Origin of the sequence: Acinetobacter sp. WCHAc060033 (assembly GCF_004209125.1) — a bacterium.
Classification (GTDB): domain Bacteria; phylum Pseudomonadota; class Gammaproteobacteria; order Pseudomonadales; family Moraxellaceae; genus Acinetobacter; species Acinetobacter wuhouensis.
The window spans coordinates 118,469-133,875 of sequence record NZ_SGSW01000006.1; the positions used below are offsets into that span (position 1 = coordinate 118,469).

The 15,407-nt window shown below is 37.6% G+C and carries 14 protein-coding genes; 11 read left to right on the top strand and 3 right to left on the bottom strand.

All coding sequences use genetic code 11. The features are described from left to right. Window positions 1–27 precede the first annotated feature (27 nt). A complete protein-coding gene (locus EXE10_RS04035; RefSeq protein WP_130112442.1) occupies window positions 28–516 on the bottom strand; it encodes a rhodanese-like domain-containing protein in 489 nt (162 codons plus the stop codon). Window positions 517–888: 372 nt separating this feature from the next. Between EXE10_RS04035 and epsC the strand changes: the two genes are divergently transcribed. Both epsC and clpB read left to right on the top strand, forming a co-directional pair. Further along, window positions 889–1,797: a serine O-acetyltransferase EpsC gene (epsC, locus tag EXE10_RS04040; RefSeq protein ID WP_130112443.1), complete on the top strand. Its 909-nt coding sequence runs from the start codon at window positions 889–891 to the stop codon at window positions 1,795–1,797. Window positions 1,798–2,153: 356 nt separating this feature from the next. Next, window positions 2,154–4,733, top strand: a complete 2,580-nt coding sequence (gene clpB, locus EXE10_RS04045) for an ATP-dependent chaperone ClpB (RefSeq protein ID WP_087552037.1) — start codon at window positions 2,154–2,156, stop codon at window positions 4,731–4,733. 94 nt (window positions 4,734–4,827) lie between these two features. Here clpB and EXE10_RS04050 read toward each other — a convergent pair whose 3' ends face one another. Next, the gene (locus tag EXE10_RS04050) at window positions 4,828–5,370 is read right to left on the bottom strand and encodes a GNAT family N-acetyltransferase (protein ID WP_068974220.1); all 543 of its coding nucleotides are present in this window, start codon (window positions 5,368–5,370) and stop codon (window positions 4,828–4,830) included. Between the two features lie 148 nt (window positions 5,371–5,518). Between EXE10_RS04050 and EXE10_RS04055 the strand changes: the two genes are divergently transcribed. Both EXE10_RS04055 and EXE10_RS04060 read left to right on the top strand, forming a co-directional pair. Next, complete coding sequence (locus EXE10_RS04055; protein WP_068974219.1) at window positions 5,519–6,352, top strand: AraC family transcriptional regulator; 834 nt, start codon at window positions 5,519–5,521, stop codon at window positions 6,350–6,352. Between the two features lie 158 nt (window positions 6,353–6,510). After that, the gene (locus EXE10_RS04060; RefSeq protein ID WP_068974218.1) at window positions 6,511–6,978 is read left to right on the top strand and encodes a hypothetical protein; all 468 of its coding nucleotides are present in this window, start codon (window positions 6,511–6,513) and stop codon (window positions 6,976–6,978) included. 17 nt (window positions 6,979–6,995) lie between these two features. Here EXE10_RS04060 and rlmKL read toward each other — a convergent pair whose 3' ends face one another. Further along, window positions 6,996–9,200 carry a bifunctional 23S rRNA (guanine(2069)-N(7))-methyltransferase RlmK/23S rRNA (guanine(2445)-N(2))-methyltransferase RlmL gene (gene rlmKL / locus EXE10_RS04065; protein WP_130112444.1) on the bottom strand — a complete coding sequence of 735 codons (2,205 nt, stop codon included), beginning with the start codon at window positions 9,198–9,200 and terminating at the stop codon, window positions 6,996–6,998. Between the two features lie 244 nt (window positions 9,201–9,444). On the opposite strand from rlmKL, the gene EXE10_RS04070 reads away from it, so the two are divergent. From EXE10_RS04070 to EXE10_RS04100, 7 genes are all read left to right on the top strand, one after another. Then, window positions 9,445–10,014: a LysE family translocator gene (locus EXE10_RS04070; protein ID WP_228256776.1), complete on the top strand. Its 570-nt coding sequence runs from the start codon at window positions 9,445–9,447 to the stop codon at window positions 10,012–10,014. A 65-nt stretch (window positions 10,015–10,079) separates the two neighbouring features. Further along, window positions 10,080–10,397 carry a hypothetical protein gene (locus EXE10_RS04075; protein ID WP_130112446.1) on the top strand — a complete coding sequence of 106 codons (318 nt, stop codon included), beginning with the start codon at window positions 10,080–10,082 and terminating at the stop codon, window positions 10,395–10,397. Window positions 10,398–10,534: 137 nt separating this feature from the next. Next, window positions 10,535–10,891, top strand: a complete 357-nt coding sequence (locus EXE10_RS04080) for a hypothetical protein (protein WP_087552042.1) — start codon at window positions 10,535–10,537, stop codon at window positions 10,889–10,891. Between the two features lie 241 nt (window positions 10,892–11,132). Next, on the top strand, window positions 11,133–12,149 hold the full coding sequence (locus EXE10_RS04085; RefSeq protein ID WP_130112447.1) for an aspartate carbamoyltransferase catalytic subunit: 1,017 nt from the start codon (window positions 11,133–11,135) through the stop codon (window positions 12,147–12,149). A 16-nt stretch (window positions 12,150–12,165) separates the two neighbouring features. Beyond that, a complete protein-coding gene (locus EXE10_RS04090; RefSeq protein ID WP_130112448.1) occupies window positions 12,166–13,410 on the top strand; it encodes a dihydroorotase in 1,245 nt (414 codons plus the stop codon). 114 nt (window positions 13,411–13,524) lie between these two features. Beyond that, complete coding sequence (locus EXE10_RS04095) at window positions 13,525–14,214, top strand: hypothetical protein (RefSeq protein ID WP_130112449.1); 690 nt, start codon at window positions 13,525–13,527, stop codon at window positions 14,212–14,214. Window positions 14,215–14,294: 80 nt separating this feature from the next. Next, the gene (locus EXE10_RS04100; RefSeq protein ID WP_228256777.1) at window positions 14,295–15,197 is read left to right on the top strand and encodes a lysozyme inhibitor LprI family protein; all 903 of its coding nucleotides are present in this window, start codon (window positions 14,295–14,297) and stop codon (window positions 15,195–15,197) included. Window positions 15,198–15,407 lie beyond the last annotated feature (210 nt).

Sequence of the window (15,407 nt, forward strand, 5' to 3'; positions counted from 1 at the left end):
GGCGAATTTGTAACTCGCCCGAGTGATTTATTCTTGTCGCCAAGGCAATTGATGAAAACGCCAACCATTAAAAGCGCCACGATGATTGTCTTCATCCAAATCACCTTCAAAGCCTTGTTCAATGTTGTAAATATTTTCAAAGCCTGCATTAAACGCCACATTTGCCGCAGCCGCCGAACGCTTACCACTACGGCATAAAAGTAGAATCACTTTGTCTTTACCGACTTTTGTTTCGAGTTCTTTGGCAAAACGAGGATTACGATTCAGCGCTGTGCCTGTCGCCCATGGAATGTGAATGGTGTCTTCGACATAGCCCACAAATTTACGTTCTTCATTGGTACGTACATCCACAATCACCGCATGACCTGTTTGAAATAAAGCCCAAGCTTCATGTGGCAAAACAGTGCCGGTAAATTCAAGATAATGATCTTCAACTCGTTGTTTTGCATCGGTAAAGATTTGCTGAATCTTGTTGTCATCTAATTTTGGAAGTTCAATCTTAGTTGCACTATTCATGTTACACACCTGAATCAAATCCTGAATAAAGCAGTTTTTAAGCTAAGCTATGCAGAATTTGAAATAATCTATTAGAGAAGTTGATATTAAATATAATGATTTTTTATATTCTGAAAATGAATAAAAATTGAATTGCTTATTCTTATTATAGGAAAGTGGGTTTTTATGATTCTGAATTAGATATAGCGTTGCATTTAATCATGGCATCGACTTTGACTGTGGCTAAATGCAAAATTTCGATAAAGATATATCAACAATGTTTATCTAAAACTTGGCAAATAAAATAATATTCTCTACAAGATTTGAATAAAGAATATTGAACCAAATATTTTATTCATATAATGATAAAAGAAATCTCATGCAGGCAATCCAATGACCCAATGGAACATTCAAAATATCGTCACTGAGTTACAGCAAGCGCGTAATGAATGGCGTACACAGCAGAAAAGTCTAAAAGATTTTGGTGGGCGAGAGTTGCCCTCTAAAGAAGAAATTAAAAAAATCATGAATGATCTGTGTGGCATCTTATTTCCAATGCGTTTGGGACCTCATGATCTACGTCAGCAAAGTGAAAATTTCTACATTGCACATACACTTGAAAAGACGCTACATGCTTTACTTGAGCAAGTGAAACTAAATTTAACTTATGATTATAAGTATAAAAAACATCATGAAAATATTGAAGTTACGGAGGTGCTTGCTCAAAGTATCGTGAGTGAATTTGCGCAAAAATTGCCGAGTTTACGTCGTATTTTGGACACTGATGTGATTGCAGCTTATGACGGTGACCCTGCAGCGCGAAGTGTAGATGAGGTTTTATTGTGCTATCCGGGCATACTCGCCATTATTTATCATCGGATTGCGCACGAGTTTTATAAAAAAGATTTGCCATTATTGGCTCGTTTGATTGCTGAAATTGCGCATTCTAAAACAGGGATTGATATTCATCCTGGTGCGCAGGTCGATCAGGGCTTTTTCATTGATCATGGCACGGGTGTGGTGATCGGTGAAACTTGTGTGATTGGTAAGAATGTCCGTATTTATCAAGCAGTCACTTTGGGTGCAAAACGTTTTGAAGTCGATGGTGAGGGACGTTTACAGAAAGAATATGCACGTCATCCGATTGTGGAAGACAATGTGGTGATCTATGCAGGGGCAACGATTCTAGGGCGTATCACCATTGGACAGGGTGCGGTGATTGGCGGAAATGTGTGGATCACGCAAAGTGTGCCTGCCAATAGTGCGGTGTCGCAAAGTTCAGCAACCAAATCGCAGGTTTAGTTGTATATAAATTTAAGATGAATGAGTGAGGCTGATCAAATTGCAATATTTACTCAGCCTTTTATAGATTCACGTTTAATGAATATTAACATTTTTCAGATTCTAAAATTGTCCAATAAGGCTTAGTCTAAATGCTAAGTTGATCAATAATATAAGGACATTTCAAAACATATATTTTTCTAAAGTACTGACTTGAAAAAAGTTGAATCAGCACAGATATTAATACTGAAATCTATTCTGACTAAAATAGTAAGTTTTTGAAAAATATATAAAATAATTTAATTTGTCTATTGAAATCCGACTAAGCGTTCCCATTTATTATTCAAGTACAAAATTTGTTGTGAGGAATAACAAGAATGCGATTTGAAAAATTTACCAACCGCCTACAGCAAGCCTTATCAGATGCCCAATCTTTAGCGATGGGGAATGACAATACCGCGATTGAGGGTATTCACATTCTTTCAGCTTTACTGGAAGAGCCATCGAACCTGAGTTTATTGCAACAGTCAGGTGCGAATCTTCCTGAGTTGAAAACGAAGCTGCAAAAGGCAATCAACGATGCACCAAAAATCGGTACGCCAACAGGGGATATTAACCTTAATCCTGAAGCGGTTCGTGCGCTTAACTTAGCAGACAGTTATGCACAAAAGGCAGGTGATGAGTTTTTATCGACTGATTGGGTGATTTTGGCACTCGCTGAAACAGGTGCAACCAAAACATTATTCACAAGCGTAGGTGTGACGACAGACAAACTGCGCAAAGCAATTGAAAATATACGAGGTGGTGAGCAAGTGATGGCGAATAACCATGAAGATCAACGTGATTCGTTAAATAAATATACCGTTGACCTGACTGAACGTGCATTGTCAGGCAAGCTTGACCCTGTGATTGGTCGTGATGAAGAAATTCGCCGTACCATTCAAGTCTTATCACGCCGTACCAAAAACAACCCTGTGTTGATTGGTGAACCGGGTGTGGGTAAAACTGCGATTGTTGAAGGTTTAGCACAGCGTATTGTCAACGGTGAAGTGCCTGAAAGCCTGAAAGGAAAACGTGTTCTTTCACTTGATTTAGGTTCTTTACTTGCAGGTGCAAAATACCGTGGTGAGTTCGAAGAACGTCTAAAAGCGGTTTTAAAAGACTTAGCCAAATACGATGGTGAAATCATCCTGTTCATTGACGAGTTGCATACACTTGTGGGTGCAGGTAAAGGCGATGGTGCAATGGATGCGGGCAATATGCTCAAACCTGCATTGGCACGTGGTGAATTGCGCTGTGTGGGTGCGACCACTTTAGATGAATATCGTCAGTTCATTGAAAAAGATGCGGCACTTGAGCGTCGTTTCCAAAAAGTCTTGGTCGATGAACCAAGTGTTGAAGACACTATTGCGATTTTACGTGGTCTAAAAGACAAATATGCGACCCATCACGGTGTACAGATTCTTGACTCAGCGATTATTGCTGCGGCGAAAATGTCGCATCGTTACATCACAGACCGTCAATTGCCCGATAAAGCCATTGATTTGATTGATGAAGCTGCATCACGGATCAAAATGGAAATTGACTCTAAACCTGAGCCATTAGACCGTTTGGATCGTCGCTTAATCCAACTGAAAATGCAATTGGAAGCCGTGAAAAAAGATGCGGATTCTGTGTCCAAAGCTGAAGTTGAACATCTCGAAAAACAAATTCAAGAGGTTCAAAAAGAGTACAGCGATCTTGAAGAAGTATGGATTGCGGAAAAACGCTTAGTTGATGGTACTAATCAGGCACAGGTTGAGTTGGATAAAGCGCGTACAGCCTTTGAAAAAGCACAGCGTGAAGGTGATTTGGCAGAAGCGAGCCGTTTGCAATATGGCGTGATTCCTGAGTTGCAAAAACGCTTGAATGAAGAAGAAGTTGCGGAAACCAATGAAGAACCGAAACTGATTCGTACCAAAGTGACAGAAAATGAAATTGCTGAAGTCGTGAGTGCTGCAACAGGGATTCCTGTCTCGAAAATGCTGCAAGGTGAACGTGAGAAACTTCTTCACATGGAAGAATTCTTACATAACCGTGTGGTTGGTCAGGATGAAGCTGTGGTTGCAGTATCCAATGCAGTGCGCCGTTCTCGTGCGGGATTATCTGACCCGAACCGTCCAAGTGGTTCATTCTTGTTCCTTGGACCAACAGGTGTGGGTAAAACTGAATTGACCAAAGCCTTGGGTAATTTCTTATTCGACAGTGATGATGCGATTATCCGTATCGACATGTCTGAATTCATGGAAAAACACTCAGTCAGTCGTTTGGTGGGTGCGCCTCCAGGTTATGTGGGCTATGAAGAAGGTGGTGTACTGACTGAAGCGGTACGTCGTAAACCATACAGTATTGTATTGTTTGATGAGGTTGAGAAAGCACATCCTGATGTATTCAATATTCTCTTACAGGTGTTGGATGATGGTCGATTGACGGATTCACAAGGTCGCTTGATTGATTTTAAAAATACCGTGATTGTGATGACATCGAACTTAGGTTCAAGTGATGTACGTGAGCTTGGTGAAGGTGCGACGGATGAAGAAGTTCGTGCGGTGGTAATGGGTGCAGTATCGCAACATTTCCGTCCTGAATTTATCAACCGTATTGATGAATTAGTGGTATTCCACTCATTGAAAAAATCGCAGATTCGTGGCATTGCCGATATTCAATTGGATCGTTTACGTTCTCGTTTAGCTGAACGTGACATTGGATTGAAAGTGGATGATCAGGCTTTCGATATCCTGATTGATGCTGGTTTTGATCCTGTTTATGGTGCGCGTCCATTGAAACGTGCGATCCAGCAACAGATCGAAAATACTTTGGCACAACGTATCCTGGCAGGTGATTTTACTGCGGGCGATACAGTTTTAATCAGTGCTGAAGATGGCCATCTTGATTTTGGGAAATTAAAATTGAGTTAATCATTTTCCTATTAAGATCAAAAACTAAAAAGAAACCTAGCTTTGGCTAGGTTTCTTTTTATTGGCATTAATAACTTAACACTGAAAAATCTAACTAACTTAAATCTACCCAATCCGAACGTGATAAGTAGCTAATATGCTCAGTACGATAATCATCTAAAAATTGATTATATTTATCATGTTCAGTGTGATGGTGTTTAAAGCCACATTTGGCTTGAGCTTTATGCGATTTTTCATTATCAACAAAATAACCACACCATAAAGCCTGCATATTCAAATTTTCATAAGCATGTTGCATCACTGCTTTAACCGCTTCGGGAATTAAACCCTGCCCCCAAAATGGAACACCAATCCAGTAGGCAACTTCGGCTTCGTTATCATCAATTTCAAAATTACTTTCTGCTCCAATCAGTAAACCGACCATGCCAATAGCACGGTTATCTGCTTTTAAAGCAACTGCAAATACGTGTTCACTCGCAAAAATGGTCTGAATATATTCTAAACTTTGTGCTTCACTTTCATGTACTGGCCAACCTGCAATAGGTCCAACGCGTTCATCTTTTGCATATTCATATAAACTTGCTGCATCACTTTCTTCCCAAGGACGAAGGATTAAGCGTTCTGTCTTTAAAATCATGATTTAAGTACTCTCGTAAAATCAAATAACTGGGAGAGAACTTTAAGCAGTTTCATGATTTGCTTCTATCATCATATCAAAGTAAATTAGGTACTTTTAAAAACAAATATCGTATAATTGATAGTAAAATAGATTTATTTTAGTTGAAATGAAAAATATTCAGGATTTTTTACAACAAAATACGGTTGATTATATTTGGACGGAAAATAAACTTACTGAACACATGAATAAACCTTTGTCTCTTGCTTATTGCACACTGGTTTTGGTCAAACAAGGGTATGCTGATTTAACTATTCAATTTAAGCCTTATCATTTAAAAGCTGGTGATTTGTTAGTCCTTGCTGACGATCAGTTAATCATGGTGCAAAACCAATCTCTAGACTTTAGCTGTCATTATTGTGCCTTCAATCGTGATTTTGCAGCTGAAGTGGCATATCGTTTGCCTAACTCATTATTTGCTTATCTCAATCTAGTTCCTTTGTTTTCACCGACTATTGATCAGCTTGATTTAATTAAAATATGGGAACATCAGACAGATTTTATTATGCAATCCACAAATATATATCAACGTATTTTGTTATGTAATCATTTACAAAATTTTTTTCTTATCCTCGCTGAGATAGTAGATCGTAATCAACAACTTCCTCAAAATGAACATAGCAGAAAAGAAAAACTGTGTTGGCACTTTTGGGAGATGATTGCAAAGCACAGCCAAACTCAAAGAGAGGTTGTGTTCTATGCTCAGGCATTGAATATTACGCCTTATTATTTATCGCAATTGTGTAAACAGTTTTTTAATGACAGCCCTAAAACATTAATTGATCGACAGGTGATACTTAAATTGAAGGAGTTGCTAAAGACAAGCACACGATCCATTCAAACGATTGCCGATCAGATGAATTTCAATGATACTTCTTATATGTGCCGTTATTTTAAAAAACATACAGGTTATACTCTACGACAATATAGAAAAGCGATGTAGTGTTTATCGTTTTCCAAAATATAAATATTGGGCATTTACAAGAAAAATAAATTTGCTCTATATCGTTACCTGTTATCGGGTTTGTTAAACATTGATTGCAACACATGTTGAAAATTGTTAATTTTTAAACAGGAATAATAAAAAATGGAAGGTCGATCATGAAGATCATGGGTAAGAATAAATCTAATTATTTGAAAATAATGGGTACTTTGTTGGTGACCTTTAGTGCGACAAATGTCATTGCAAATAAATTGGATGATCAAAGTCTTGCAGAGCAATCTGTGGGGGTGATTAAGTTAGCACCCATTGTGATTCAGGCAGTGAAACAGGATGCACAACAATCAGTAGATGAACAGAATCAATTACATGGAAAAGCTGCACAGCAGAGTGCTGATGAGGCAAAAAAAGATTTGGTGTATACAACAGTTTTAACCGACTTTGAATGGCAGAAAAAAGATCCTGATCCTAATAAACCAGATGATAAATATTTACAGCCTATCCAAAAGTATAGATTGATCGACGTTCGCTATAATCCATACCAGCGTCATGATGTACGAATTACAACAGCCGACTCGGTGACCTTTTGGCCTGGTCACGAAGTCGATGGTGTTGGTTTTGTAAAATAAATTGTCGTCTATGGAAATTACACAGGGAAGTGCTTAATTTTCCATGCACGGTGAATTTTTTGATTACGTTTAAAATCTAAGCCAATGGTTTCATTGGTGATCTCTTGCACATCAAACATGGCTTCAATTTCTTCATCCATCTCAAATCCACGGTAGTTATTTGAGAAATACAAAGTTCCATCTGTGGTTAAACGGTTCATGGCACGTTTTAATAACGAGATATGATCACGTTGTACATCAAATGTTCCATAGAACTTTTTAGAGTTGGAGAATGTTGGTGGGTCAATAAAGATCATGTCATATTGCTCATGACCTTCTTTTAACCATTCAAAACAATCGCTTGAGAAGAATTGATGTTGTTCATCAGCATGATCAACCGTCAAACCGTTCAGCACAAAGTTTTCTTTGGACCAATTCAAATAGGTATTGGATAAATCGACACTGGTGGTACTTGCGGCACCACCTAAAGCAGCATGTAGGCTTGCAGTAGAGGTATAACTGTACAGATTTAAGAAGTGTTTGCCTTTTGCTTCAGCGGCAATACGTAAACGCATTTGACGGTGATCTAGGAATAAACCTGTATCCAAATAATCAGTCAAATTGACCAAAATTTTTGCTTTGCCTTCCTGAACGATAAAACGCTTAGAAGCCGTGCTTTGTTTGGTGTATTGTGTTTTACCTTCTTGGCGAGCACGGGTTTTGATAAAGATCGCATCACGACCTAAACCTGTTACTGCTCGAATCACAGCCAAAGCGAGATTGAAACGCTTTTTAGCTTTTTCAGGATCAATGGTTTTGGGTGGTGCATATTCTTGAACGTGTAAACGATCGCCATACAAATCAATCGCAACGTTAAAATCTGGCATATCTGCATCATAAAGACGTAGACAATAAATATTTTCTTTCACAGCCCATTTCTTTAAAGTCTGCATATTTTTTTGCAAACGATTGGCAAAATCTTCAGCACCTTCAATTTTCTCAAATTGCTGCGGTTGCCATTCTGCCAAGAATGGACGGCTTACAGTTGCTGGTTTGATTGTACCGAAGCGGATATAAATCGGTAATTTACCATTCATCAAACGTAAAATTTGAGGATCGTTAAATGCAAGAACATCGGCTTGTTCAACAGCTGCTGCAATGACTGCAGCATATTGATTTGGGAAATTTTTCTGTAAGAGTGCAGAAAGACCTAAATACAATGCACGATTCGACGCTTTTTCACCCAGACGTTCACCATATGGAGGATTGGTCACCACAAATGAAGTTTTTCCTTCAGCCTGGAAGTCTGGCCAATCTGCCAAAGTACGTTCTTCAATTTGAATTTGATCGAGCAGTGATTCAAAACCAGCGGCAATAATATTTTGTTTAGTCGCTTTCACTGCTTCCCAATCTGCATCGTAGGCATAGAATTTTGGAAGAGGTTGTTCCAACGCTGCTTTATGACGATCAGCGGCTTCAGCTTTGATAGACATCCATAGATCATGGTCATGCCCATTCCAGCCATTAAAACCAAAACGACGTACCAAACCAGGCGCACGATCAGTAAGAATCATTAAAGATTCAATAATAAACGTCCCTGAACCACACATTGGGTCCAGGATAATGTCAGGGTTGCGTTCTTTAAGTTTAGCTTTTTGTAGAATCGCAGCCGCTAGGTTTTCTTTGATTGGCGCATCGGTCATATAACGACGATAGCCACGTTTATGCAAGGAATCGCCTGATAAATCTAGGCAATAAGTATGTTCTGTTTTTCCTGCAAGCGCGTAAATCGTGATTTCAGGTTGTTTAATATCAATACTTGGACGTTTACCAACGGCTTCCATAAATGAGTCGACAATACCGTCTTTCACGCGCAGGGTCGCAAACTGCGAGTTCACTTTAATATCGCGTTCAATATGCAGACGTACAGCAAAAGTGCTTTGCGGAGCGAAGATCAGTGACCAATCAAAATTGATTGCGCCTTCATACAATTCTTCAGCAACATCACGTGCATCGTGGGTAAATTCAAGCTCATGGACATGAATCGGTGTTAATACACGAGAGGCAAGGCGTGACCACATACAGATACGATATGCATCTTCCAGTTTGCCTTTGAAGATCAAACGACCTGGAAATTTTTCAATATTTTGAATCCCTAAACCTTGAATTTCTTCTTGTAATAAGGTTTCTAGTCCATCCGCACAGGTGACCCAATATGTAGAAAGACGTGGTTTCGAATTCATGAAAATTTCCAAAGACAATAAAGCAATCGCGTATTTTAGCGTATTTTGATGACGAAAACTTGTCGATTAAACGTTAAAGACTGATTTTTTCAAAAAAGCAGAAAATAATTGCAGATAATTTAAGTTATTCAAAATTATTGCTTGAAATATATTCAATAAGTCTCAATCAAATCTTCATCAAAATACTTAGATTTTAAAAATAATGCTCAGTTTAATCATTTCAATATTTACATTTTCATTATCAATGTCGATTTCACCAGGCCCAGTGAATCTTGCGATTCTTAGTAGTAGCATGAATTATGGCGTTAAAAAGACGTTTGCATTTATCTCTGGTGCAACCATTGGTTTTACTCTGTTATTGATAGCTGTTTGTCTTGGGCTGTATCAGGTTTTGGTATTGTATCCAATTTTACTTGATGTGATTACAGTGTTAGGTACAGCTTTATTGATATGGATGGGATGGAATATTTTAAAGGCAAAGGGTGAATCGATTCAAATTCAAACCAATGATTCGGGAAAAATTCCTACATTTTTACAAGGCGCATTGATGCAATGGCTCAATCCAAAGGCTTGGATTGCTGCTGTGGCTGGAACAGCTTTATTCTCAGCATCAAAATTTGAAAATGCTTTGGTTCTATTTGTTTTGATTTATTTCGTGGTTTGTTATTTATCCTTATGGATTTGGGGAATTGCAGGTGAGAAATTAGCGAATTTTCTGAATGTTGGAAATCGCGCGAGAATTTTTAATATTTTGATGGGATTTGCCTTGATTCTGGTTTCGCTGGAAATGTGTTGGAAGCATTTTTCTCATTAATACATTTAGATTGGAGATAGTCGAATAAATCTGAATAGAACAGACAAGCATTGATAGAAAAAAATATGATAAATAGGAAGAAGGATGTTGTTAAAACAAATATTGAAGTTTTTAAAGTTCTAATTGAATGGTTCTCACCAGAAAATGGTGGACGACATCATATTCCTAAACAGGGTATATACTATTGCACAACGGAAATTGTCCGAAAACAAAAGAAATCTGTTTGGAGTATCGCACTTAAACTAAATGAAAAGTCTCCCGATGAAGCTGATATGTGGTTTTTATTTAATGATAATGAATGCCGAGTTGAACTGGGAGTGATATTAAACCTATTAGAAGGCTCTCGTTGTGTAGGTCAAATCATGATTCAAAGAAAAAATTGATGAATTGAATTTCAAATAGATTTTGCTAGATGATGTATATAAATTGGTACACAAATTGCTTAATCATTCACCATATTGGTCGTTATTTTGATTTAAAAATTAATTGAATATTAAATTGATGAGTGAGGGGAATGATGATGCAACAAGTAATCAACACTGGATTTACTGCACATGGGGATGCTTTTTCAATCGGGGCTTTAATCCTTACACGGTTAAGACGTGTGTCTGGGCGTGTGATTGATGTTATGTATATGGTTGAAAATAAAATGTATGCTCAGTATGTGATAGAGATGTCTTTGGCGACAAAAGATTCTGAACTCAATCGTTATGCATTGCGATTACAGTCCCTCATAGATCAAGAGCAACCGACACCAGTTGTTGAAACTGTAGAATCATATCCAATTGAAAATGAAGAACTCATCCAATCTGGTGCAACGGAAGAAGAAATTTATAAAGCTCAGGTTTCACATCACTATATTGGTGCATTGAGATAAGATGATGCGGTTCTATTCAGTTTAGAACCGCAACCTTGATTAATATTTTTAGTTCAGCAATTTTTTATATCTTAGAGTCCCATTTAAAGTTGAGTTAAATTAACTTATTGAAATACGGTTAAGAATTTTTATTTTAAAATTCAACAAGTAATGAGTTTTTTATTTAAGTGCTGAAAACTTCATCTGCCTTGGAAAGATAAAATCTGTATAATGCGTTAACTTAACCTCTAAGGAATCTCTCATGCACTTGGCGGCATTGCATACACCGAGCCAGATTCAACTCAATAAAGATGGAAATCTCAAACATTTCATCACGATCGAAGGGCTTTCTAAAGAAACCCTCACCAAAATTCTCGATACAGCCCATTCTTTTATCAATGATCAAAATCAACTTGTAACGAATAACCTCCTAGAAGGTCGTACAGTGATGAATTTGTTTTTTGAAAACTCAACACGTACGCGTACTACATTTGAAGCCGCAGCAAAACGTTTATCGGCAAATGTTTTGAATATTGACATTGCTCGTTCAAGTACTTCAAAAGGCGAAACGTTGCGAGATACGCTGTGGAATTTAGAAGCAATGGCTGCGGATATTTTCGTGGTTCGTCATTCTTCTTCAGGTGCTGCACATTTTATCGCTGAAACAGTTTGTCCGCATGTTGCCATTATTAATGCAGGTGATGGTCGCCATGCGCATCCAACACAAGCGATGTTGGATATGTTGACCATTCGCCGTGAAACCAAGAAAAAATTTGAAGACATCAGCTTGGCAATTATTGGTGATATTAAACATTCACGTGTTGCTCGTTCTGATATTGCCGCATTACAAACTTTAGGTTGCAAAGATATTCGTGTGATTGCACCAAATACTTTATTGCCACATGGTTTTGATGAATATGGTGAAGGTGTTCGTTTGTTCAATAAAATGGACGAAGGCATCAAAGACTGTGATGTGATCATTACCTTACGTATTCAAAATGAACGTATCGATTCGCCTGCATTATCATCACAAGCAGAATTCTACAAAATGTACGGTTTAAACAAAGAGCGTTTGGCTTTGGCAAAACCGGATTGCATTGTGATGCATCCTGGTCCAATGAACCGTGGTGTTGAAATTGATTCAAGTATTGCAGATGGTGAGCAATCGGTCATTTTGCATCAAGTGACTAACGGTATTGCAGTACGTATGGCTGTTTTAGCATTGTCAATGCAAGGTCAGTTGCAAGAAAAAGGTTTGTTAGAAGCGATTGCGGTTTAAGGTTGAGGATAAAGTCATGAGTATTGTAAAAATTGAAAATGTCCGTGTCTTAGACCCAATCAATAAAACGGATAGTGTTCAAACGGTCTATCTTGAAAATGGTAAATTGCTTGCTTCACAACCTGATCAAAGTCAAATCACTGAAAATATTGATGGTCAAGGCAAATGGTTGATGCCAACGATGGTTGATTTGTGTGCACGCTTACGTGAGCCAGGTCAGCAACAGCACGGAACATTAAAGTCGGAAGGTAAAGCTGCACGCGAAAATGGTATTTTGCACGTGTTTACGCCACCAGACTCACAACCAATTGTCCAAGACAATGGCGCGCTCATTCATGGATTGGTTGAAAAAGCAAAATTGGATGGTGGTATCTACCTCCAAGTGATCGGTGCACAAACCCAAGGTCTAAATGGTAAACAACCCGCAAATATGGCAGGTTTGAAAAAGGGCGGTTGTACATCGGTTTCAAATGCCTATGCCACATTTGAAGATGATGATGTCGTGTTACGCACTTTAGAATATGCTGCTGGTTTAGACATGACAGTGGTGTTTTATCCTGAAGAGCATCAAATTGCCAAAGATGGTTGCGTGCATGAGGGATTCATTGCTTCTCGTCAAGGTTTACCGATGATTCCTGCATTGGCTGAAACCATTGCGATTGCCAAATACTTGTTGATGATTGAAGTCACAGGTGTACGTGTTCACTTTGGCTTATTGTCATGTGGCGCATCGGTTGAATTGATTCAAAATGCCAAAGCCAAAGGTTTGCCTGTGACTGCGGATGTGGCGATGCATCAATTGCATTTAACAGAGCAATTGATTGATGGTTTTAATTCTCTAGCTCATGTTCGTCCTCCTTTACGTGCTGAACAAGACAAAGAATTGTTACGTCAAGGTGTGAAAGATGGCGTGATTGATGCGATCTGTACCCATCATGAGCCACTCAGCGGTTCGGCTAAACTTGCGCCTTTTGCTGAAACTTTGCCAGGGATTACAGCATTCGATACTTATGTATCTTTTGGGGTGCAATTGGTTAAAGAAGGTTTATTTGAACCTTTAGAATGGGTTGAGAAAGTAACGCTTGAACCTGCACGTGTTGCCAATATGACACAACGATGGGAAAAAGAATTTGGTTGGGTATTGGTTGATCCAGATTTGGAATGGACTGTAAGTAAAGACAGTATCATTTCTCAAGGTAAAAATACGCCGTTAATTAATCATACAATGACGGGTAAAGTGATCCATACTTTTGCTGCTTAATCCCTTAAAATTGAGTAAGAAAGTCAGCTTCGGCTGGCTTTTTTTGTTTTATGAACCCTAATTGTTATTTTATGTTGTTTTATGTAATATAGTGTGAAAAATGAGGATATATATATGAAACTAAAAACATTTTTAATTATTTCTACATTGTCTTTGGCGGTGGCAGGGTGTAATAGTTTGACGTCTAAACATGTGAAATGTGATGACGAAAAGGCTTTAGGTTTAGTACAAACAGTGCTTACAGATGATTTAACAAAGTCATTAGATAAAACATTAAAAGAATTGATTCATAAGGGTGCGATTAAAGATTTAGACCCAGCAAAATTAAAGTTATCAGCAAAAAATGTTCAGTATTCGTTGGTTGATAGTAGAACTGATAACATTGATCCAGATAGTACACGTACAAAATGCTCAATTGATTTGACCGTGTCTATTCCTGCAGATTTGGTGAAAAAGTCGGATGAAGCTAGAGCTAAAGTTGATACAAATACAACAGAGTATCAAGCTTCACAATTGAATTTGGAATATTCCAATAACAAAATAAAAATGCCTATAGTCTATGTTCTGCAACCTACTGATAAAGGGGATAAAGTCATTGCTACAGTATTAAATACGGGTAATTTAAATACGCTTGTTTCAGAAACTTTGACATATGCTTTTATCAAACCACAGATTGAAAAAAATCAAATTAGTGCAATAAATCAAAATAGCTCTAATTCAGTAGCTGCAGAAGCGATAAATGCTGTTGAGGAAGCTGCTGCTGTAGATGCAGATTATTATTCTGATGCGGAAGAAGCCTATTGATATAAATAAATATAAAGACTTACTAATTTAGTTTTTATGCTGATTTATTTTGAATTAATTGAATGTTATTTGGATGAAATATGAATTTTAAAATTTCAATGCTTTTGGGAATGACTTTATTACTGAGTGGTTGTGACAAAGTTCAATCTGTTGTCGGTAGTAATGTTTCATGTGGTGACGAAGATGCCAAAAAACTTGTGGTTGAAGCTTTTAGCAAGAGTTTAAGTGAAGTATCTTCACAACGTGTTAAGAACTTGATTGCAGATGAAAACATAACAATTGATATGGGGAAACTAAGAGCTGCTTTAAAACAAATTACCTTTAATGTTAATGATGTACGTACAACGAACTCAGATCCAAATAGTAAAAAAGAGTATTGCGTTACTGAATTTATAGTCAAAATTCCAGATCAAATTATTAAAGACGCTGATGCGGCACGTGCTGTATATGAACAGACGAATGTAGCACAGTCTGCGGTTATATCTGACCTCAGTTTGGAAATGAATCAAATTAAAAAGGATTTGGACTATTATGTTCAACCCACTGATGATGGAAAGAAAATTTATGTAGGATTGGAAAATCCAGATTCTTTAGCATCATTTGTAAGTGATGTTGCTGTGGACTCATTATTAAAAGCAGCAAGACAAAATGCGGCAGAGTTGTTGAAACAAGAACAATTAAAAGAAGATGCTCAACAAGCTGCTGATGCACAAGAGTATCAGTCTGTTTTAATTGGCGAGGCACAAGCAAGTTTGGATCAAGCGAATGAAAATCTTAATTTAGTTTGGAATGCGACGACTAGTGATGTTCGGAGTCAACTGCTTGATGAGCAAAAGATGTGGCTGAAGAAACGTACATTAGAATGCAAGTTAAATAGTACAGGAACTGATAATCCTGAAGTTTATCGCCGTAACTGTGAAACAACTATGACTAATCAACGAACAAATGAACTTCGACAAAAGATTTACTATTTAGAATCATAATTCTTCGTTGATAAAAAGTCAGCTTCGGCTGACTTTTTTTGTTTTATGATTATGTAGAAATTCTAGATTTATGATTAATTCATATTGAAATGAAAAGTTCAGCTACAAAAAACTATTATAAAAATCAAAAATTAATAATAGAATGAAAAGTGATCAATAACTGATTCTAATGTGACTCATACAACAACGAAATAGGAGCGTCCAGAATTA

What these genes read in the sequence shown, in the direction of transcription:
- EXE10_RS04090 (WP_130112448.1), top strand. Translation starts at nt 12,166, where the DNA reads ATGAGTATTGTAAAAATTGAAAATGTCCGTGTCTTAGACCCAATCAAT.
- EXE10_RS04035 (WP_130112442.1), bottom strand. Translation starts at nt 516, where the DNA reads ATGAATAGTGCAACTAAGATTGAACTTCCAAAATTAGATGACAACAAG.
- EXE10_RS04085 (WP_130112447.1), top strand. Translation starts at nt 11,133, where the DNA reads ATGCACTTGGCGGCATTGCATACACCGAGCCAGATTCAACTCAATAAA.
- clpB (WP_087552037.1), top strand. Translation starts at nt 2,154, where the DNA reads ATGCGATTTGAAAAATTTACCAACCGCCTACAGCAAGCCTTATCAGAT.
- EXE10_RS04055 (WP_068974219.1), top strand. Translation starts at nt 5,519, where the DNA reads ATGAAAAATATTCAGGATTTTTTACAACAAAATACGGTTGATTATATT.
- EXE10_RS04070 (WP_228256776.1), top strand. Translation starts at nt 9,445, where the DNA reads ATGTCGATTTCACCAGGCCCAGTGAATCTTGCGATTCTTAGTAGTAGC.
- EXE10_RS04095 (WP_130112449.1), top strand. Translation starts at nt 13,525, where the DNA reads ATGAAACTAAAAACATTTTTAATTATTTCTACATTGTCTTTGGCGGTG.
- EXE10_RS04100 (WP_228256777.1), top strand. Translation starts at nt 14,295, where the DNA reads ATGAATTTTAAAATTTCAATGCTTTTGGGAATGACTTTATTACTGAGT.
- EXE10_RS04075 (WP_130112446.1), top strand. Translation starts at nt 10,080, where the DNA reads ATGATAAATAGGAAGAAGGATGTTGTTAAAACAAATATTGAAGTTTTT.
- EXE10_RS04050 (WP_068974220.1), bottom strand. Translation starts at nt 5,370, where the DNA reads ATGATTTTAAAGACAGAACGCTTAATCCTTCGTCCTTGGGAAGAAAGT.
- epsC (WP_130112443.1), top strand. Translation starts at nt 889, where the DNA reads ATGACCCAATGGAACATTCAAAATATCGTCACTGAGTTACAGCAAGCG.
- EXE10_RS04060 (WP_068974218.1), top strand. Translation starts at nt 6,511, where the DNA reads ATGAAGATCATGGGTAAGAATAAATCTAATTATTTGAAAATAATGGGT.
- EXE10_RS04080 (WP_087552042.1), top strand. Translation starts at nt 10,535, where the DNA reads ATGCAACAAGTAATCAACACTGGATTTACTGCACATGGGGATGCTTTT.
- rlmKL (WP_130112444.1), bottom strand. Translation starts at nt 9,200, where the DNA reads ATGAATTCGAAACCACGTCTTTCTACATATTGGGTCACCTGTGCGGAT.